The following is an 18747-nucleotide window of genomic DNA, read 5'->3' as shown; positions in this document are numbered from 1 at the left end:
ACGTGACCGTGGAGAGCACTGCCGCCGCGCGAAAGCCGCGACGTAGCAGCGGCACCAAGCGCGCCGGCGCCAGGACGACGCCGCAGCCGAAGGCTTCCGAGCCCCAGCTCGTACAGCTGCTGACGCCCGAGGGCGAGCGCGTGAAGAACGACGAGTACGACGGCTACGTAGCCGACATCACCCCCGAGTCCCTGCGCGGTCTCTACCGCGACATGGTCCTCACCCGCCGTTTCGACGCCGAGGCCACATCCCTCCAGCGTCAGGGCGAGCTGGGCCTGTGGGCCTCGCTGCTCGGCCAGGAGGCCGCGCAGATCGGCTCGGGACGCGCGCTGCGCGACGAGGACTATGTCTTCCCGACCTACCGGGAGCACGGCGTCGCCTGGTGCCGGGGCGTCGACCCGACGAATCTGCTGGGGATGTTCCGCGGTGTGAACCACGGAGGCTGGGACCCGAAGGCCAACAACTTCCACCTCTACACGATCGTCATCGGCTCGCAGACGCTGCACGCCGCCGGCTACGCGATGGGCGTGGCCAAGGATGGCGCGGACTCCGCCGTCATCGCCTACTTCGGCGACGGCGCGTCCAGCCAGGGCGACGTGGCCGAGTCGTTCACCTTCTCGGCCGTCTACAACGCGCCGGTGGTGTTCTTCTGCCAGAACAACCAGTGGGCCATCTCGGAGCCGACCGAGAAGCAGATGCGCGTGCCGCTCTACCAGCGCGCGCAGGGCTTCGGCTTCCCCGGTGTCCGGGTCGACGGCAACGACGTACTGGCCTGTCTGGCCGTGACGCGTGCCGCGCTGGAGCGCGCCCGCGGTGGCGAGGGCCCGATGCTCGTCGAGGCGTTCACCTACCGCATGGGCGCGCACACCACCTCCGACGACCCGACGAAGTACCGGGCGGACGAGGAGCGCGAGGCGTGGGAGGCGAAGGACCCGATCCTGCGGCTGCGCGCGTATCTGGAGCGGGAGTCGGCCGCCGACGAGGCGTTCTTCGCGGCTCTGGAGAAGGAGAGCGAGGCGCTCGGCAGGCGGGTGCGTGAGACGGTGCGTGCGATGCCCGACCCGGACCACCTGGCGATCTTCGAGCATGTCTACGCGGACGGGCACGCGCTCGTGGACGAGGAGCGGGCGCAGTTCGCGGCGTACGAGGCGTCGTTCGACTCCGCAGCCGAGGAGGGCAAGTAGCCATGGCCGTACAGAAACTCCCCCTCGCCAAGGCGATCAACGAGTCGCTGCGCGTCGCCCTCGACACCGACCCCAAGGTCCTGATCATGGGCGAGGACGTCGGCAAGCTCGGCGGTGTCTTCCGGGTCACCGACGGTCTCCAGAAGGACTTCGGCGAGGGGCGGGTCATCGACACCCCGCTCGCGGAGTCGGGCATCGTCGGTACGGCGATCGGCCTCGCGCTGCGCGGCTACCGGCCCGTCGTGGAGATCCAGTTCGACGGCTTCGTCTTCCCCGCGTACGACCAGATCGTCACGCAGCTCGCGAAGATGCACGCCCGCGCGCTCGGCAAGATCAAGATGCCGGTCGTCATCCGGATTCCGTACGGCGGTGGCATCGGCGCCGTCGAGCACCACTCCGAGTCGCCGGAGGCGCTGTTCGCGCATGTGGCGGGGTTGAAGATCGTCTCGCCCTCGACGTCCGCGGACGGTTACTGGATGATGCAGCAGGCCATCCAGAGCGACGACCCGGTCATCTTCTTCGAGCCCAAGCGCCGCTACTGGGACAAGGGCGAGGTCGACACCGAGGCCATTCCCGGCCCGCTCCACAAGGCCCGGGTCACCCGCGCCGGCACGGATCTCACCCTCGCGGCGTACGGCCCGATGGTCAAGGTCTGTCTGGAGGCGGCGACCGCCGCGGCCGAGGAGGGCAAGTCGGTGGAGGTCCTCGATCTCCGCTCGATGTCCCCGATCGACTTCGACACGATCCAGACGTCGGTGGAGAAGACACGCCGGCTGGTCGTGGTCCACGAGGCGCCGGTGTTCTACGGCTCCGGCGCGGAGATCGCCGCCCGGATCACGGAGCGCTCCTTCTACCACCTGGAGGCTCCGGTGCTGCGGGTGGGCGGATTCCACGCCCCGTACCCGCCGGCGCGCCTGGAGGAGGAGTACCTTCCGGGCCTGGACCGGGTGCTCGACGCCGTCGACCGCTCGCTCGCGTACTGAGGAGTGCCGTGACCATGACTGCTGACACTTCTACCCGCTATAGAGAGTTCAAGATGCCCGACGTGGGCGAAGGGCTCACCGAGGCGGAGATCCTCAAGTGGTACGTACAGCCGGGCGACACCGTCGTCGACGGCCAGGTGGTGTGCGAGGTGGAGACGGCGAAGGCGGCCGTCGAACTGCCCATCCCCTACGACGGGGTGGTGCACGCGCTGCGCTTCGACGAGGGCACGACCGTCGATGTCGGGGCGTCGATCATCACGGTGGACGTGGCGCCGGGGAGCGGGGCGGCCGCGCCTGTGGAGCCGGTCGCTGAGGCCGCCGAGCCCGCCGAGCCCGCGGAGGCCGCCGGGCCGAAGGGGCGCCAACCGGTGCTCGTGGGCTACGGCGTCTCGGAGTCGTCCACGAAGCGGCGTCCGCGCCGGGGGGCGGCGGTCCCTGAGCAGGGCACTGCCGCCGCCGCGATCCAGGCGGAGATGAACGGGGTCGCTTCCGCCCCCGTGACCGAGGCGCCGTCCCGCCCGCTGGCGAAGCCGCCGGTGCGCAAGCTCGCCAAGGACCTGGGTGTGGACCTGACGACGGTCACGCCGACCGGCCCGGAGGGGATCATCACCCGCGAGGACGTGCACGCGGCGACGGCACCCGTGGCCGAGGAGCCGGCCGCGGAGCCCGCGCCGGCACCGGTGGCCGCCCCGACGGCGCCGGTGGGCCGGGAGACCCGGATCCCCGTGAAGGGTGTACGGAAGGCGACGGCGGCGGCGATGGTGGGCAGCGCGTTCACCGCGCCGCACGTCACGGAGTTCGTGACGGTCGACGTGACGCGCACGATGAAGCTGGTGGACGAGCTCAAGTCCGACAAGGACATGGCGGGTGTACGGGTCAACCCGCTGCTGCTCATCGCCAAGGCGCTGCTGGTGGCGATCAAGCGCCACCCCGAGGTCAACGCCACGTGGGACGAGGCCGCCCAGGAGATCGTGGTCAAGCACTACGTCAACCTGGGCATCGCGGCGGCGACCCCCCGCGGCCTGCTCGTCCCGAACATCAAGGACGCGCACGACCAGACCCTGCCCCAACTCGCCCAGTCCCTGGGCGAACTGGTGTCCACGGCCCGCGAGGGCAAGACGACCCCGGCGGCCATGCAGGGCGGCACGGTGACCATCACGAACGTCGGCGTCTTCGGCGTCGACACGGGCACCCCGATCCTCAACCCGGGCGAGTCGGCGATCCTGGCGGTCGGCGCGATCAAGCTCCAGCCCTGGGTCCACAAGGGCAAGGTCAAACCCCGCCAGGTGACGACCCTGGCCCTGTCGTTCGACCACCGCCTGGTGGACGGCGAACTGGGCTCCAAGGTCCTGGCGGACGTGGCGGCGATCCTGGAACAGCCGAAGAGACTGATCACCTGGGCCTGATCACCCAGGCCCAGGGAAGGGTCGCAACTCCCCCGTGGGTTGCGACCCTTCCGTCTGTGCGTGAACCAGGTCCTGACCTACCAGGTGGGCCCGGAGTGCGGCTGCTCGGCGTTCCTCCGGGCCTGCTCCTCGGCGTACCGCGCCTGGCGCTCGGCCTCCTGACGCTCCATCATCTCTTGGTACTGGCGGTCGCGCTCCCGCTGCTCCCTGAAGGCGATCTCGGTGATTTCGTCGTCGCTGAACGGCATGTTTTCCTCCTTGGTCGAAACCGAGTGGATCGGTCGATGTGCCGACGTTGACCCGCGGTTCCCAGGCTGCCGGGACTCGCGATTGTCCGGGCGATTCGGCCGGAAAACACGTATGAAGTCCGGACAACGCATTGTCCGCGGACAACCGATCTGCTGGGATTCCCCGGGGTGAGGGGGCGTGATGACAGACGACACGACGGGCAGGGCCGGCAGACGGCAGGGCGCGCCGAGAGGCCGTACGGAGGAGGCGAACGCGCTCGCGTCGTTCGTGCTGGAGGTGACGGCCGGGTCCACGGTGCGGGAGTTGGCGCAGCGGTATCACGTCGGCAAAACGATGTGGGGGGAGTACCGCTCGGGCCAGAAGCTCGTACCGCTGGACCTGCTGGAGCGGTTGGTGGCGGACCGTACGCCGGACGAGGCGGTCCGCCGGAGCCGTACGGGGACGGCGAGGCGGCTGCACGCGGCGGCGGTGGGTGCGGCGGCGGCTCCGGCGGCGGCTCCGGCGCCTGTTGAGCCGGTGCCGTCGTCCGACGAGGCTCCGGTCGCGGCCGGGGTCCCGGCTGCCGCTGCCGTACGCGGGCCGGGCCCCCGGCGCCCCCCGCTCGCGGTGGCTCTGACCGCCGGGGTGGCGACCGCCGTCGCCGTCCTCCTGGTGCTGATCGCGCTGTTCTCGTCCGGCGGCGAGGACATCACGGCCGGCGGCCGGACCCCGTCCGGCGGCGGCGTTTCGTCGAGCGGCCCGGCGCCCGAACGGGCGGCGCCGCTCGCCGGCACCGGCGTCTTCGCGATCGGTCCCGGCGGCGACGGAGTCTTCCGCTGGGACGGCCCGGGCGCCGCCGACTGGACCCGGATCGGCGACACCGCGAAGCGCCTGTGGGCGGGCCCGGCGGGCCTGTTCGCGACCGGAGTGCACGGCGACGGCCTCTACGCGTACGGCGGCAGTCCCGGCCGCTGGCACCGCGTCGGCGGGCCGGGCAGCGACTTCGCGGTCAGCGGCGCAGGTGTCTACCGCCTGGCGCCGGACGGCGGCGCCGTCCACGTCTGGGACGGCCGGGGCACCTCTTGGACCTGGGTGGGCGGCCCCGCGCAGCGGTTGTACGGCGGCGGTCCCGGCCTCTTCGCGACGAACCCCAAGGACGGCCGGATCTTCAAGTACGCCGGCCGGCCCGGCGAATGGGACTTCGTGGGCACGGCGGGCGCGGACTTCGCGCTCACGGACCAGCATCTCTACGGGCTCACGCCGGACCGCGCGATGGTCACCCGCTGGCTGGGCCCCGAGGCGAAAGGCGCGGAGCAGCAGTGGACCCGCACGGCGGGCCCGGCCACCGCACTGTTCGCGGGCACCGCGGGCCTCTTCTCCACCGACCGCACGGGCACCCGCCTGCGCCACTACGCGTCGAGCACCTGGCACGACATCGGTCCGGCCGGGGCGGAGACGTGGGTGGCGGGCCGTGCGGTGTTCGTCCTGTCCAAGGACCGTGCGTCGGTCCGGCGTTGGGACTCCGCCACCGGAACCTGGACCCGTGTGGGCGGTCCGGCCCAGTCCCTGACGGTCGCGGTGCCGCACGGCGGTCCGTGAGCGGGCGGCCGGCCATGAGCGGGCGGTCGCCGGGGGCGCCGCTGTGCGCCCCGCCCGTCCCCGGGTGCTTCCGCACGCCCCCTGTGGTCACGGAGCGAAGCGGGTATACCTGTTCTGGTGACCGAACGCAGTCGGTCGATCGGAGAACGAGGGGAGACGTTCATGGGTGAGCACGGGGACGGCAAGGACGGGACCGAAGGGGACAAGAAGCAGACGCCGAAGGAGTCGGACGGTCAGTGGACGAGGCCCGTACCGCCGAAGAAGTGAGCGACGGCTACGCGCGGTTGCTGGCCGGCCTGACCGAGTCCGGTGTGCTGGCAGAGAGTTGGCGGGGCGCGTTCGCGCGTGCGCCGCGTGCGGCGTTCGTGCCGGAGGTCGTATGGGCGCCGGACGACGGGTCGCCGAACGGCCACCGGCGTATCACCCGGGCCGCCGAGCCCGATACGTGGCGGTCGCTGGTGGACGCCGACGGAGTGGTCGTCACGCAGTTGGACGACGGCGCGGACAACGGCCCCGGTGTCCCCACCTCGTCCGCGTCCAAGCCGTCCTTGGTGGCGTCGATGCTCAGGCATCTGGATGTCACCGACGGCGCCCGGGTCCTGGACGTCGGTACGGGCACGGGCTGGACAAGTGCCCTGCTGGTGGCCCGACTTGGCGGCGAAGCCGTCACCACGGTGGAGGTCGACCCCCGTATCTCGGGGGAGGCCGCGCACCGTCTGAAGTCCGCGGCGCTCTCGCCCGCGCGATTGCTGGTCGGTGACGGCCTGGCGGCCCGGCCCGAGGGCGCGCCGTACGACCACATCCACTCGACGGCGGCCGTCCGCCGCATTCCTCGCACCTGGATCGAACAGACCAGGCCCGGCGGCACGATCGTGACGCCGTGGGGCACGCCGTACGCCAACGCTGGCCTGCTGCGATTGGTGACGGGCGAGCCCGGCGGCCCCTCGTACGGCCGCTTCGTCGACAACGTGAGCTTCATGTGGATGCGCGCCCAACGCCCCCACGCGGTGGTCCTTCCGCCCCAGGAGCCGGATCGGCTGGGCCCGTCCGCGATCGACCCGGATCTGGTGCTGTCGAACGTGGACGTGGCGTTCACGATCGGCCTGCGCGTCCCGGACGCCCGCTACCTCCACACCTGGGACGCCGCTGACCCCGCCGCCACGTACCGGATCGCGCTCTCGGACGGCAACGGCTCGTGGACGTCGGTGCGTTACGAGGCGTGGGACGCCCCGGACGCGGTGCGCCAGTGGGGCACCCGCCGTCTCTGGGACGAAATCACGGCGGCCCGTGCCTGGTGGGAGGACCGGGACCGCCCGTCCCTGACCCGCTTCGGCCTGACGGTCACGGCACGGGGACGACAGGAGCTGTGGCTGGACGGTCCGGCGAACCCGGTGGGGTGACGAGGGAGCGGGGGCCGAGGTGGCACTCCGCCCAGACCGTTTTGCCGACGGTGCGGGGCTCGACGCCCCAACGGTCCGCCAGCTCCGCGACGATGAGCAGCCCCCGGCCGAAGCACTCGTCGTCCTCGGGGAGCCGTAGGCGCGGCAGCCGTTCGCCGCGCGGGTCGCTGACCTCGATGCGGAGGGTGGCGGCGGTGAGTCGGAGCCGTACGCGGAAGAGCCGGTCGCGCAGACAGCCGTGCAACAGGGCGTTGGTGGCGAGCTCGCTGACCAACAGCCCGGCACTGCCTGCGAGTCCGGCCCACCCCCACTCCCCAACAAGCCGCACGGCCCGCCGCCGCGCGAGCCGGACGCTCCCTGCGGTGGGGGTGTAGTCGAGCCGGTCCTCCTGGAGGACGGGTTCAGGGTTGGGCGTGGGTTGTTGTGGAGCGTGAGCTGCGTTCATCTGGGGTCCCTGGGGGGTGAGTCGGCGGTGGCGATGCCGGCTGCTCTTGGGCACGGGGCAGCGCGGTGCACTTCCGCCGGGTGGCTCCGCGGTGTGAGTGGCGGTGTGCTGAAAGTAGCTACACTTACTTCATGGGTGCAAGTCCTCCAGAGACAATTGTCTCCATCGAGTGAGCTGAGTCGACCGCTCATCGCTTCTCAAGCGACACTTGGACCGTGAATCGATCGGCTCAGCAAGGCAATCGGGCATCAACGGTCCTCGGGCGCAGACTCGGACGCGAGCTGCTGCGTCTGCGCGACGCGGCGGGCAAGACGCAGCAACAGGCGGCCGGCGCGATCAGCGCCACGAACTCGAAGATCGTGAAGATGGAGCAGGGCTGGGTGCCGATGAGAGACCCGGACATTCGGGTGCTGTTCGAGTTCTACGGCCAGGAAGACCCGGTGGCCGTCGGTCGGCTGCTGGAACTGGCGCGGCTGGACAGGGAGCGCCGGAAGGCGAAGGGCTGGTGGAACCAGTATCCCCAACTGCAAGCCATGGTCGAGTACGTCGCGCTTGAGGACATCGCAACCCAGTTGCGTACGTGGCAACTCGCCATCGTGCCGGGTCTGTTGCAGACGCCCGACTACGCGCGGGCGCTAGCCGTCGGGAACGGCTCATGGGACGACCCGGACGAGATCGATCCGTTCGTCGAAGCCCGGATGGCGCGGCAGGCGCGCTTGGGCGGCGAACGCCCGCTGGAACTGTGGGCGGTCGTGCACGAAGGCGCACTGCGCCAACTCGTTGGCGGGCGCGCCGTGATGAGGACCCAGCTCGAACATCTGCGGGACGTTGCCGAGCGCCCCAACGTAAAGGTGCAGGTGCTTCCGTACCTGGCCGGCGCCCACCCGGGGATGACCAGTGCCTTCAACATCGTCTCGTTCGCCGACGAGGGCGCGCTCGACGTGGTGTACATGGATACGACCTCGACGTCCCTCTGGCTGGAGAGCGATACTGATGCTGCGCAGCACGGGCACCTGTTCGAACGCATCACCCGGCTCGGGCTCGCGCAGCGGAACTCGATCAGCTTGATCGACGGAATCCTCAAGGAGTTGTAGGCCTCGTGCCCGCGTATGAGTTCGTCAGGTCCAGCTACAGCGGCGGGAACGCCGGGCAGGAGTGCGTAGAGGTCGCCCGCAACATCCCCGGTACCGTCGCCGTCCGGGACTCCAAGGTGGACGCCGGGCCCGTGGTCACCGTGGCGACCGGGGCGTGGAGCGCGTTCGCCGCGTACGTGCGCGGGGTCAGCGCCCCGTAGCCGCCGCCCGGCGTTGGCGGGCCGCCTCGTACAGGACCACCGTCGCCGCGTTCGAGGCGTTCAGGGAGCTCGCCGAGCCCGTCATCGGGATGCTCACCACGTGGTCGCACAACTCGCGCCAGCTCGTGCTCAGTCCGGACGTCTCGTTGCCGATCAGCAGCAACACCGGCCGCGTCAGGTCGAACGCGTCGGCGTCCGCGTCGCCGTGCTCGTCCGTGCCGACGACGGCGACCGGGCGTCCCTCCGCGCGCTCCTTCGCCAGCCACTCCGCGACCTCGTGGTGCGAGGGGCTTCGGACGACCGGGAGTGCGAACAGGGAGCCCGTGGTGGCGCGTACGGCCTTCGGGTCGTAGACGTCGGCCGCGTGGCCCGTGACGATCAGACCGTCCGCGCCGAAGGCGTCGGCCGAGCGGACGATGCTGCCGATGTTGCCCGGCTGGGTGGGGCGGTCGAACAGCACGCCCAGGAAGGTGTCGTGGACGGCGATCCGGCGCAGATCGTCCGGCGGCATCTCGACCACGGCCACGACCTCGGGTGCGCCGTCGGTGCGTTCGCCCAGTTCGGCGAGGAGTTCGGGGGCCATGGCGATTCGGTCCGTACTGATGCCGCGCGGCAACTCCTCGGCCCACCGCGAGAGCGGACGGCTCGCGTCGTACAGCAGGGCGCGTACGGTCCACCCGTGCTCGACGGCCATCGTGATGGGGCGCACGCCCTGGACGAGGAACTCGCCTTGGCGCTTGCGCTTGTTGCGATTGGCGAGCAGCGCGTGCCACTGCTGGAAACGGGCGTTGCGGGTCGTGATCCGCTGACCGGCCACCCGTACTCCTCGTCGCTCTGCGATCCCTGACGATCCCTGACCGGGGAAGGTTACAGGGGACGCGCGGGGCTCAGCCCATAGACGGGGACGCCGTCCACGGTGCTGCCCCAGGCGTGGATGCAGGCGTGCTTGCGCATGAACCGCAGGCATTCGTTGACGCGGTGCTCGGTGAGGCCCGTGCGGGAGGCGATGGACTCCAAGGGCTGCCGCAGCTCGCCGTCGGCGGCGAGGGCCGGCGCGATGGTGACGGCGACGGCCCAGACGTCCTCGGTCACCGACATCCGGGACTTCCAGTCGGCGAGGACGGCGTCGGGGGTCGTGGTGTGCGGAGGCGTGGCCGGGCGGTCGGGGATGAGGGCGTCGAGCCGGTCGGCGATCCGTTCCATGGCACGTGCCGTGGCTTGATGCGCGGTGAGCATTTCGCGTCGGGTTTCGAGCGACTCGCGTTGCACGGCCGCGAATTGCTCGTCCAGCCGTATGTTCCGCTCCTCCAGCCGGACGATCGCGTCGGCGACCTGCGGGGGCAGGGCATAGGCGACGGGGGTGGCCGTTGCGGCGGGGGCCGCAGGTTGCGCCTCGGCGCGGGGGAGGGTGTAGGTGCCGGTGCCCTGAACCGTAACGATCACTTCTGAGACCCACTGTTTGAACGGCAGACATGACGGTTTGGTGCATCCGTTTACGAGCAGGATCAGGCCCTGGAGGTCGATCAGTTGCAGGTCTCGACGCCACTCCCTACCTGCGGGAATGCTGAGACTGTGACTTCCAGTCACAGTCTCAAGAAAGTCTCGATGGCGTTCCGGGACATGGTCGGTGAGAGTTTTTCTCGTGGTGGTGTAACCGAGTTGCCTGCAGACGTCCGCCGCTGGGAACCAGTGACTTCCGTCCGGCATCGTCAACCTCCGGATCCGCGTCCCCGTCGCCCCGTAGACGAAGTCGCCGATGTCGATCGCCTCGTGTCGCGCAGCCGTGTCCGACGGCCGAATCTGTCCGTTCATACGAACCACCTCCATGAGAGGGAACGTAATAGCGAACAAACCCGAACCATGCGGAAAGAGCGCGATATTCACCACTGCGGGTGAGGAGTGACCGTTTCTGCAGCCGACCGCAAAAAGAAGGGCGCGGCCACCCCGTGGTGGCCGCGCCCCTGTTGGTGCATCCCGTAGGGGGGGTCAGTCGCGCTGGGCGCCCGGCGGGAGGGTGCGGAGCTGCATCGTCTTGGCCGTTGACACGCCCGAGTAGTAGTCCAGCAGCTTCGCCGCGTCCTTGTAGCGGTCCGTGCCGTTCAGGATCACGCCGATGTGCGTCTTGCCGTTGCGGGTGGCGGCGAAGATCAGGCAGGGGCCCGCGGCCGTGCCCGTGCCGGTCTTGACGCCGAACGCGCCCGTGTACGAGCCGAGCAGCTGGTTCGTGTTGTACCAGGTGTACGTGCGGGTGCCGCCCGACTTGGTCGTCGCCGTCGTCTTGTAGCTCGTGGACTTGACGACCGCGCGCAGTGTGGTGTTCTTCATCGCGTACTGGGCGATCGTCGCCAGGTCCCGCGGCGTCGTGTAGTTGTTGCCCGCCGCCGAGATGCCGTCGAACGAGTCGAACTTGGTATTCGTCAGGCCCAGGTCCTTGGCCTTCGTGTTCATCTTCCCGATGAACGACTTCGTGCGCGCCGCCACCGTCGTGCCGGTGCCGATCGCGTCCGCGAGGGCGTACGCCGCGTCGCAGCCGGACGGGAGCATCAGGCCGTACAGGAGCTGACGGATCGTCACCTTGTCGCCGGTGCGCAGGTCCGCGGTGCTCGCGCCTTCGCGGACCACGTAGTCGCGGTACGTCTGCTTGACGGTGATCTTGCGGTTGAGGTCGATGCCCTTGGTGTTGAGCACGACGGCCGCGGTCATGATCTTCGTGGTGCTGGCCATCTGCCGGCGGGTGTCCGCGGCCTTGCCGTACCGCTTCGCACCGGTGGTGTTGTCCAGCAGGAAGGCGCCCTTGGCCGAGAGGGTCGGCAGGGCGGCGGCAGCCGCAGTGGCGGCGGGCGCGGACTCGGCCGCCTGGGTCGCCGGGGCGACCAGGGCCGTGCCCGTCAGCATCGCGCCGGCGGTGAGGGCTACCACGGTGGACCTGCGCACGTTTCTCCGCACGCCCGGGAAGCTGGTTATCAAAGGAACGCTCCGATGTCGCATATGCGCTGGTCTGAAGTGAATTCGACGCACACCCGTACAGGGGTGGTCCACTGAAAAGACTCACGAGTGATCCGAAGGGATGTACGGCGCGCACCGGAAATCTCGTCGGTCCGCGATATGGACGCGATCACCGTCGCATCTCTGTTGTATCTAAGCTGTGCTCATGTCATCCGCGCCTCCCGCCACCTCCCCCGTGTCCGCCGTCCCCGTGAAGCAACCGCCCGCCGCCGACCGTGTCTACAGCCACATCAAGCAGGGCGTTCTCGACCGGCACTACCAGGGCGGGACCCTCCTTACGGAGGGAGAACTCGCCGAGGCCGTAGGGGTGTCACGTACGCCCGTGCGCGAAGCGCTGCTCAAGCTGGAGGTCGAGGGGCTGATCAAGCTCTATCCCAAGAAGGGCGCCCTCGTCCTCGCCGTCTCCGCGCAGGAGATCTCCGACGTCGTCGAGACCCGCCTGCTGGTCGAGGAGTTCGCCGCCCGCAAGGCCGTCCCCGCGTCCGCGCGGCTCATCGCGCGACTGGAGGAACTCGTCGAGGAGCAGCGCCGCCTCGCCGAGGAGGGCGATCTGGCCGCCGTCGCGGTCACCGACCGCTGCTTCCACGCCGAGATCGTGCGCAACGCTGGCAACGAGATCCTGTCGAAGCTCTACGACCAGCTCAGGGACCGGCAGTTGAGGATGGGCGTCGCCGTCATGGAGGCGCATCCCGAGCGCGTCGAGACCAGCATCGTCGAGCACGCCGAACTGCTCGAAAGCATCCGGGCCGGTGACGCCGAGGCCGCAGCGCGGTGCGTGCGCGCCCACGTCAGTCGCGTCAAGGTGCTCATCCGGGGTGAGGCCCGGTGAGCGCGTCCTCGGAAGGCGCCTCGGACGGGTCGTCCGGATCTTCCGGCTCCTCCGGATCATCCGGCCGCGGCCCCGCCCTCACCCTCCCCGGCGACCCGCCCGGCGGCCGTCGTGCCATCGCCGTCTGGAGCATCGGCGCCGCCGTCTACTTCGTCGCCGTCATCTTCCGTACGAGCCTGGGCGTCGCCGGACTCGACGCCGCCGACCGCTTCGACGTCAACGCCTCCGCCCTCTCCACCTTCTCGATCCTCCAACTCCTCGTCTACGCCGGGATGCAGATACCCGTCGGCCTCATGGTCGACCGGCTCGGCACCCGCAAGGTCCTCACCCTCGGCGTGACGCTCTTCACCATCGGCCAGCTCGGCTTCGCCCTCGCCCCCACCTACGGCATGGCCCTCGCCGCCCGCGCCCTGCTCGGCTGCGGCGACGCGCTGACCTTCATCGCCGTACTGCGCCTGGGCATCCACTGGTTCCCGGCCCGCAAGGGCCCGCTGATCGCGCAGTTCGCCGGGCTCTTCGGGATGGCGGGCAATCTGGTCTCGACCCTTCTCATCGCCCGCCTCCTGAGCCACTTCGGCTGGACGACAACGTTCGTCGGCAGCTCGATGGCCGGTGTCGTCGTTCTTGTACTGGTGTTCTTCCTCAAGGACCACCCCGAGGGCCACGAGCCGCCGCCGTCCGAACACGCGGGCGCGACCTACGTACGGAAGCAGATCGCCGAGTCGTGGCGGGAGCCCGGCACCCGGCTGGGGCTCTGGGTGCACTTCACCACCCAGTTCCCCGCCACGGTCTTCATGCTGCTGTGGGGCCTGCCGTTCCTCGTCGAGGCCCAGGGGCTTTCCCGGGCCACGGCGGGCGATCTGCTCACCCTCGTCGTCCTCGTCAACATGGTGATCGGTCTCGTCTACGGGCAGATCATCGCCCGCCACCACGCCGCCAGGGCCCCGATCGCCCTGGGGACGATCGGCATGACCGCCCTCGTCTGGGCGTCGACCCTCGCCTACCCCGGCGACCACGCGCCGATGTGGCTGCTGATCACACTCTGCGTCGTCCTCGGCGCGTGCGGGCCCGCCTCATTGATCGGCTTCGACTTCGCCCGGCCCGCGAACCCGCCGGCCCGTCAGGGCACCGCCTCCGGCATCGTCAACATGGGCGGTTTCATCGCCTCGATGACGACGCTGCTCGCCATCGGTGTGCTGCTCGACACGACCGGCGGCGACTACCGCGTCGCGTTCTCGTCCGTCTTCGTCCTCGAAGCGCTGGGGGTCGTCCAGATCCTGCGGCTGCGGGCGCGCACGGCGCGACGGGAGCGTGAGCGGCTGGTGGCCAGCCGGGTGGAGGCGGTGCACGTGCCCGTCTGAGCACGGCCCGCACCAGGACACGTACAAGGACCCCGTGGACCTGTACGAGGACCCCGTACCAGGACCCGTACGAAGCGAGGGCAGGGCGCGCGGCGCTACTGCGTGACCGCGAACTCCCGCAGGATCGCCGCCGCCAGCTCCCCGTTCCCCTCCGTCTTGATCCGGTCCGGCACCGCGGCGGCCCGCACCCGCCCGCATGCCAGCCGGAAGTACGTCTCCCAGTCCATCACCAGCGTCACCGCCGGGCCGAGCGACGGCGAGCCGTCGACCGTGCCGCGGCCGTCCGCGTCGACCCGCACCGTCCGCAGGAACTCCACGGGGCCGTGCACGTCGAAGACGACCGCCGTGTGCGGCGGGGCGCCGGCACCCTTCGCGACGACCTTCGGGAGAGCTTCCAGGAGCGCGTCGCGGGTGACCAGCGCGCCGCCGGAGGCGAGGTTGCCGGGCTTGCTCAGCGTCGTACGCAGATCCTGCTCGTGCACCCAGATGTCGAACGCGCGTGCCCGCATGGCCTGTTCGAGGGTCTGCTCGGTGCCGAGCGGCGCGCGGACCATGGTGTCGGGTGCGCGGTTCTCGTTCCGCAGCTGGCGGTTGCGGCGGATGATCGTGTATTCGAGCTCGGAGGTCATCTCCGGAGCGGTGTGGTGGCGCCGCACGTCCACCTGCATCTCCATGTAGCGGGCGATCTCGCTCCGTACGTGGTACAGGTCGCGCGGCAGGCTGTGGATGGGGCGTGGGTCCCCGAGCATCTCGCACTCCAGACCGATGACGTGCGAGACGATGTCCCGCACCGACCAGCCGGGGCACGGCGTGGGCCGGTTCCACTCACCCTCGACGAGTGGCTGCACCAGCTCGGCTATGGCTTCAATGGAGTCGGACCAGGCGTCGGCGTAGGTTTGAAGGCTGGGATGGACGGTCACGGGACCCCTCGACGGTTCTGCGGTTAGCGGGCTGGGCTGCTGGCTGCGGGCGGCGGGCTGTGGGCTGCGTGGGAGGTTCGAAGGCCTAAGTTACGCTGCCCGTTGGCACCCCGGCAGTGCTTTCGTGTGACGATCGTAGGCCCGTGTAGACGGCTCGAATGCCAGGACGGTGGTAGTGTGCGCGCCTCCCTCATCCAGATCGCAGTAGACCCGGACGAACCAGTCAATTCCCGTAGGCAGCGCGCCGCCTCCTTGGTACGGCAACAGCGCGGCGCCGACCTGGTGGTCCTGCCCGAGCTCTGGCCGGTGGGGGCTTTCGCGTACGAGTCGTTCGCCGCCGAGGCGGAGACGCTGGACGGTCCGACGTTCCAGGAGATGTCACGGGCGGCGCGCGACGCGGGCGTCTGGCTGCACGCCGGGTCCATCGTGGAACGTGCTCCTGAGGCGGTCCTGGACGGTGCCGCCGACCTCTACAACACCGCGCTCGTCATCGCGCCGGACGGCTCCCTCGTGCGCTCGTACCGCAAGATTCACCGTTTCGGGTTCGACAAGGGTGAGGCGACCTTGATGGGCGCGGGCGGCGAACTGGTGACCGTCGCCCTGCCGGACGCGGTGATGGGTCTCGCCACCTGCTACGACCTGCGGTTTCCCGAGCTGTTCCGGGGGTTGCTCGACGAGGGCGCACAGATCTTCGTGGTCCCGGCGGGCTGGCCGGCCCGCCGCCGCGCGCACTGGACGCTGCTGGCGCAGGCGCGCGCGGTGGAGAACCAGGCGTATGTGCTCGCCTGCTCGACCGCCGGCACGCACGCCGGGGTGGAGCAGTCCGGGCACAGCATCGTGGTCGACCCCTGGGGCGAGGTGCTGGCGGAGGCGGGGACCGGCGAGGAGGTTCTGACCGTCGAGTTCGACCCGGCGAAGGTCGCGACGACGCGTGAGCAGTTCCCGGTGCTGAAGGACCGTCTGCTGGGTGTGACGGCGCCGCGCGGCTGAGCTTCTTCATGCGACGGGCCCGCCTCTTGAGGAGGCGGGCCCGCGCCGGGCCGGCGGCCACCCCTCAGCCCCCCTCGTGCTCCTTCTCCGCCATCCGGATCACACACACCGCGACCGCGATCAGCAGCGACGGGTCCGCCTCGTCCCTGATCACGTCCACGGCGTATGTCTCCCGCACCCGGAACCACCGGCGCGAGACATGCGCCAGCAGCTCGCCGTCGTACTCGATCGCGAACTCGCGGTCCAGGATCCGCCCGCTTACATCCAGCTCGGTGCCGTCGGCCAGTTCGACCCGGTAGTGGTTACGCAGCAGCGAGAGCCTCTTCTTACGGATGGTGGCCAGCGGCTCACCGTCCCGCTCGATCGTCATCGCGTCCCGCAGGCTCAGCAGCTTCTGACGGAGCGTGACCAGCACCCGCCCCTGAGGGTCCTTCAGCTCCAGGGTGTCGCGCAGCCGCAGCGCCTTTCCGTCCACGAGGAAGGCCTGGCGGCCCTGCTCGTCCTCGATCCAGTAGTCGTCGCCGATGGCGAAGATCTTGTCGCGCACCAAGTACTTCACGCCGGATCAGTACCCACCGGGCTGCCCGGCGACGGTGGTACGGCGTCACCTGCACGCGTACGGAGGACGGCGTCCGCCGTCGGCACCGGCTTCTCCCGCAGCCCGCGCGCGAGCGTGAGGGTGACGGCGACGGAGGCCGCCGCCAGCACTGTGATGCCCGTGGCCGGCGACGTCCGCTCGGCGACGGTGCCCGCGAGGACCGCGCACACGCCCTGCATCGTGAGCATGCCGGAGGAGTGCAGCCCGAGCGCGTGCCCGCTCAGCTCGTCCGGTGTCAGGGCCATCAGCCGTTCCTGGGAGACGAGGCTCGCCGCGTAGCCGACGGTCGCGAGGGTCACGAGCGGTACGGCGAGCGGGAGGGCCGGGCCGAGGAAGAAGAACAGGTGCGGCACGGCGAGCAGCAGCAACAGCGGGACGGCGAGGTGCGCGCGTACGCGGCGGGGGACGAACCGGCCGATCAGGATGTCCCCGGCGAGCATGCCCGCCGCACCCGCGGCGAAGAGCAGCCCCGCGTGCTCGGGGGCGTAGGGCACGTACAGGGATTCACAGCCGACGACCAGGCCGTTGGGCACCCACAGCGCCAGATAGACGGTGCGGCGGGGCCGGGACGACCACAGGCGCGCGTTGTTCCGCCACGTCTGGGCGACCGAGGGGCGGCCGGTGGCGCGCGGCGGCCTCCTACTGAGGCCGAGCCGCGCGACGGCCGCCGCCGCGAGGTAGAGCCCGGCGCCGGTGAGCAGCGCCCCGCGCGGCGACAGGAAGGCGACCAGCACACCTCCGGCCGCGAAGCCGCATATCTGCATCAGGCCCGCGGACATGTTGAGCGCGGACCGGCCGAGCAGGTAGCCCTCCTTGGAGAGGACTTCGGTGACGAGCCCGTAGCGCACCCCGCCGCCCAGCGCGGAGACGACGCCGAGACAGAGCACGATCGCGAGGACCGCCGGGACGGGCAGACCCGGCAACGCCGTGGCGGCCGTGCCGAGCGCGAAGACCAGCGACAGCGTGGTCAGCGCGGCACGCGGCGGCAGCCGGTCGGCCGCCGACAGCAGCATCGTCGCGCCGAGCACCTGGGCGAGGGAGGGGCCGAACATGGCGAGCGCGGAGAGCAGCGGAGAGCCGGTCGCCGTGTAGACGAGCGTGCTCAGCGCCAGCCCGCTCACCGTCTGGGCGCTGACCTGTCCGGCCGTGGTGAGGAAGAGCGGGGTGAACTCCGGGGTGCGGAACAGCTCTTGGTAGGTGCGCATGTCCGGAGTCTCCGAGGCGCGCGGGAGGCGGCGTTAATGTTTCGCGGGAGCGCGAAACATGGTGGGGAGAGGTCGGATGGGCTGGTGGCAGGTCGACGCGGACACGCTCGCCGGGAGCCGGTTCGTGGTGTCGCCTCTTACGGAGGCGGTGGCGAGCCTGCGGGCGCTGGAGGAAGGGCGGGCCGCGCACCCCGGCGAGCGCGCGTGGCTCGACGCGCACCTGCCCGCCTACCGGGCCAGGCAGGCCGACGACCCGGTCACGGCGCAGCTCGTACGGGCGGCCTTCGGCCGCACCTGGAACGCGGACTTCATCACCCCCACGCCCACCGGTCTGCCCCTGACGGGGCAGACCTTCGAGGCCGAGCTGACCCGGATACGGGACACTCCGCCCGCGACCGTCCGCGCCGACCTGCTGGTCTCCCTGAACGGCCCGCTCCCCGCCCTCCTCGCCGGCCGCGACGATCTGCCGGAGCGGGCAGCCGCGGTGGTGGAGTGGGTGTGGGCGCGGACGGTACTGCCGTACTGGCCACGGCGCCGACGCCTCATCGAGGCCGACATCGTCGCGCGGACGGCCCAGTTGAGCCGGGGCGGCTGGGCGAGCGCGCTGGGCGATATGCGCCCCGGCATGCGCTGGCTGGGCGGCAGCCGCCTCCAGATCAACACGCGCGGCGGCCCCTCGCAGGTGATCCCCGGCGTGCGGCTGATGTTCGTGCCCGTCACGCCGCACACGGGCTGGGTGTCGTGGGATGCCGACCGGTACGCCGTGGTCTACCCGTGCGCCGGGGCCCTCGCCCACGAGGGCGGCCGCCCGCCGGTGCCCGAGCCGCTGCGCAATCTGCTCGGCCCCGGCCGGGCCACGGTGCTGACCCTGCTCGGCGCCCCGAAGAGCACGACGCAACTGGTGGCCCTGACCGGCCAGGGCCTGGGCTCGGTGGGCCGCCACCTGAGGGTGCTGCACGACGCGGGCCTGATCGCCCGCCGCCGGGCGGGCCGCTCGGTGCTCTACTTCCGTACGGAGGCGGGCGAGGCCCTCATGGGCGCGGCGGAGGCCGGGGGACGCGGATAGGGCCCCTTCCGCTCTTGCCGGGCTCACGGTCGGCCTGCCCGGCCACGGGCGACGGCGCAGCTGGTTCATCAGGGCGCCGGTGGCGGGGTCGCGCACGACGGCCACCGACGACGGGCCGAGGAGCCGTTGCACGGAGCGGGCCTCGGCGCGCCGCTCATGGCCGCGCTGGACGGCGGGGGACTCGGCGCCCTTCGGGCGGGATGCGCCCTCCGTGGTCGCCGGTCGGCACGGCT

20 protein-coding genes are annotated in these 18747 nt (G+C 70.8%); 12 read left to right on the top strand and 8 right to left on the bottom strand.

The window, feature by feature from the left end:
- Window positions 1–2 precede the first annotated feature (2 nt).
- Genes pdhA through OIE74_RS18355 form a run of 3 tightly spaced genes read left to right on the top strand, consistent with a single transcriptional unit; the run spans window position 3 to window position 3573 of the window.
- Window positions 3–1184 (top strand): pyruvate dehydrogenase (acetyl-transferring) E1 component subunit alpha, encoded by a 1182-nt coding sequence (gene pdhA / locus OIE74_RS18365; protein WP_329384768.1) that lies wholly within the window; start codon window positions 3–5, stop codon window positions 1182–1184.
- Window positions 1185–1186: 2 nt separating this feature from the next.
- A complete protein-coding gene (locus OIE74_RS18360) occupies window positions 1187–2167 on the top strand; it encodes an alpha-ketoacid dehydrogenase subunit beta (protein ID WP_329384765.1) in 981 nt (326 codons plus the stop codon).
- A 14-nt stretch (window positions 2168–2181) separates the two neighbouring features.
- Window positions 2182–3573, top strand: a complete 1392-nt coding sequence (locus OIE74_RS18355) for a dihydrolipoamide acetyltransferase family protein (protein ID WP_329384762.1) — start codon at window positions 2182–2184, stop codon at window positions 3571–3573.
- Window positions 3574–3650: 77 nt separating this feature from the next.
- Here OIE74_RS18355 and OIE74_RS18350 read toward each other — a convergent pair whose 3' ends face one another.
- A complete protein-coding gene (locus OIE74_RS18350) occupies window positions 3651–3821 on the bottom strand; it encodes a hypothetical protein (RefSeq protein WP_329384759.1) in 171 nt (56 codons plus the stop codon).
- 181 nt (window positions 3822–4002) lie between these two features.
- Here OIE74_RS18350 and OIE74_RS18345 point away from each other — a divergent pair, with 181 nt between their 5' ends.
- From OIE74_RS18345 to OIE74_RS18335, 3 genes are all read left to right on the top strand, one after another.
- A complete protein-coding gene (locus tag OIE74_RS18345; protein WP_329384757.1) occupies window positions 4003–5400 on the top strand; it encodes a hypothetical protein in 1398 nt (465 codons plus the stop codon).
- A 117-nt stretch (window positions 5401–5517) separates the two neighbouring features.
- Complete coding sequence (locus OIE74_RS18340; RefSeq protein WP_329384754.1) at window positions 5518–5667, top strand: hypothetical protein; 150 nt, start codon at window positions 5518–5520, stop codon at window positions 5665–5667.
- Complete coding sequence (locus OIE74_RS18335; RefSeq protein WP_329384751.1) at window positions 5637–6800, top strand: methyltransferase domain-containing protein; 1164 nt, start codon at window positions 5637–5639, stop codon at window positions 6798–6800. Before OIE74_RS18340 ends, OIE74_RS18335 begins: the two co-directional genes overlap by 31 nt.
- Here the strand turns inward: OIE74_RS18335 and OIE74_RS18330 are convergent.
- The gene (locus OIE74_RS18330) at window positions 6742–7245 is read right to left on the bottom strand and encodes an ATP-binding protein (protein WP_329384749.1); all 504 of its coding nucleotides are present in this window, start codon (window positions 7243–7245) and stop codon (window positions 6742–6744) included. The two genes, OIE74_RS18335 and OIE74_RS18330, sit on opposite strands and share 59 nt — an antisense overlap.
- A 215-nt stretch (window positions 7246–7460) precedes the next feature.
- On the opposite strand from OIE74_RS18330, the gene OIE74_RS18325 reads away from it, so the two are divergent.
- Both OIE74_RS18325 and OIE74_RS18320 read left to right on the top strand, forming a co-directional pair.
- Window positions 7461–8339, top strand: a complete 879-nt coding sequence (locus OIE74_RS18325) for a DUF5753 domain-containing protein (protein ID WP_329384748.1) — start codon at window positions 7461–7463, stop codon at window positions 8337–8339.
- A 5-nt stretch (window positions 8340–8344) separates the two neighbouring features.
- Window positions 8345–8539 carry a DUF397 domain-containing protein gene (locus tag OIE74_RS18320; protein WP_329384745.1) on the top strand — a complete coding sequence of 65 codons (195 nt, stop codon included), beginning with the start codon at window positions 8345–8347 and terminating at the stop codon, window positions 8537–8539.
- Here the strand turns inward: OIE74_RS18320 and OIE74_RS18315 are convergent.
- The 3 genes from OIE74_RS18315 to OIE74_RS18305 all read right to left on the bottom strand — a co-directional run bounded on the left by OIE74_RS18315 (window position 8526) and on the right by OIE74_RS18305 (window position 11527).
- Complete coding sequence (locus tag OIE74_RS18315; protein ID WP_329384742.1) at window positions 8526–9356, bottom strand: RNA methyltransferase; 831 nt, start codon at window positions 9354–9356, stop codon at window positions 8526–8528. The genes OIE74_RS18320 and OIE74_RS18315 overlap by 14 nt on opposite strands.
- A gap of 50 nt (window positions 9357–9406) precedes the next feature.
- Window positions 9407–10351, bottom strand: coding sequence for a BRO-N domain-containing protein (locus tag OIE74_RS18310; protein WP_329384740.1), 945 nt, complete (start codon window positions 10349–10351; stop codon window positions 9407–9409).
- 174 nt (window positions 10352–10525) lie between these two features.
- On the bottom strand, window positions 10526–11527 hold the full coding sequence (locus tag OIE74_RS18305; protein ID WP_329384737.1) for a D-alanyl-D-alanine carboxypeptidase family protein: 1002 nt from the start codon (window positions 11525–11527) through the stop codon (window positions 10526–10528).
- Window positions 11528–11690: 163 nt separating this feature from the next.
- Here OIE74_RS18305 and OIE74_RS18300 point away from each other — a divergent pair, with 163 nt between their 5' ends.
- Both OIE74_RS18300 and OIE74_RS18295 read left to right on the top strand, forming a co-directional pair.
- On the top strand, window positions 11691–12374 hold the full coding sequence (locus OIE74_RS18300; RefSeq protein WP_329384734.1) for a GntR family transcriptional regulator: 684 nt from the start codon (window positions 11691–11693) through the stop codon (window positions 12372–12374).
- A 116-nt stretch (window positions 12375–12490) separates the two neighbouring features.
- The gene (locus OIE74_RS18295; protein WP_329392343.1) at window positions 12491–13735 is read left to right on the top strand and encodes an MFS transporter; all 1245 of its coding nucleotides are present in this window, start codon (window positions 12491–12493) and stop codon (window positions 13733–13735) included.
- A gap of 95 nt (window positions 13736–13830) precedes the next feature.
- Here OIE74_RS18295 and OIE74_RS18290 read toward each other — a convergent pair whose 3' ends face one another.
- Window positions 13831–14655, bottom strand: coding sequence for a maleylpyruvate isomerase family mycothiol-dependent enzyme (locus tag OIE74_RS18290; protein ID WP_329384731.1), 825 nt, complete (start codon window positions 14653–14655; stop codon window positions 13831–13833).
- A 177-nt stretch (window positions 14656–14832) separates the two neighbouring features.
- Between OIE74_RS18290 and OIE74_RS18285 the strand changes: the two genes are divergently transcribed.
- Window positions 14833–15645 (top strand): carbon-nitrogen family hydrolase, encoded by an 813-nt coding sequence (locus tag OIE74_RS18285; protein ID WP_329384728.1) that lies wholly within the window; start codon window positions 14833–14835, stop codon window positions 15643–15645.
- 64 nt (window positions 15646–15709) lie between these two features.
- Here the strand turns inward: OIE74_RS18285 and OIE74_RS18280 are convergent, their stop codons facing one another.
- Both OIE74_RS18280 and OIE74_RS18275 read right to left on the bottom strand, forming a co-directional pair.
- A complete protein-coding gene (locus OIE74_RS18280) occupies window positions 15710–16204 on the bottom strand; it encodes an LURP-one-related/scramblase family protein (protein WP_329384725.1) in 495 nt (164 codons plus the stop codon).
- Window positions 16201–17448: an MFS transporter gene (locus tag OIE74_RS18275; protein ID WP_329384722.1), complete on the bottom strand. Its 1248-nt coding sequence runs from the start codon at window positions 17446–17448 to the stop codon at window positions 16201–16203. Before OIE74_RS18275 ends, OIE74_RS18280 begins: the two co-directional genes overlap by 4 nt.
- A gap of 76 nt (window positions 17449–17524) precedes the next feature.
- Here OIE74_RS18275 and OIE74_RS18270 point away from each other — a divergent pair, with 76 nt between their 5' ends.
- Window positions 17525–18514: an ArsR/SmtB family transcription factor gene (locus tag OIE74_RS18270; protein WP_329384719.1), complete on the top strand. Its 990-nt coding sequence runs from the start codon at window positions 17525–17527 to the stop codon at window positions 18512–18514.
- The last annotated feature ends 233 nt before the right edge of the window (window positions 18515–18747 follow it).

It is taken from the genome of Streptomyces sp. NBC_01716 (assembly GCF_036248275.1).
GTDB lineage: Bacteria > Actinomycetota > Actinomycetes > Streptomycetales > Streptomycetaceae > Streptomyces.
The sequence above is the reverse complement of the archived record's forward strand: the minus strand, read 5'-3'. Positions and strand labels throughout refer to the sequence as shown.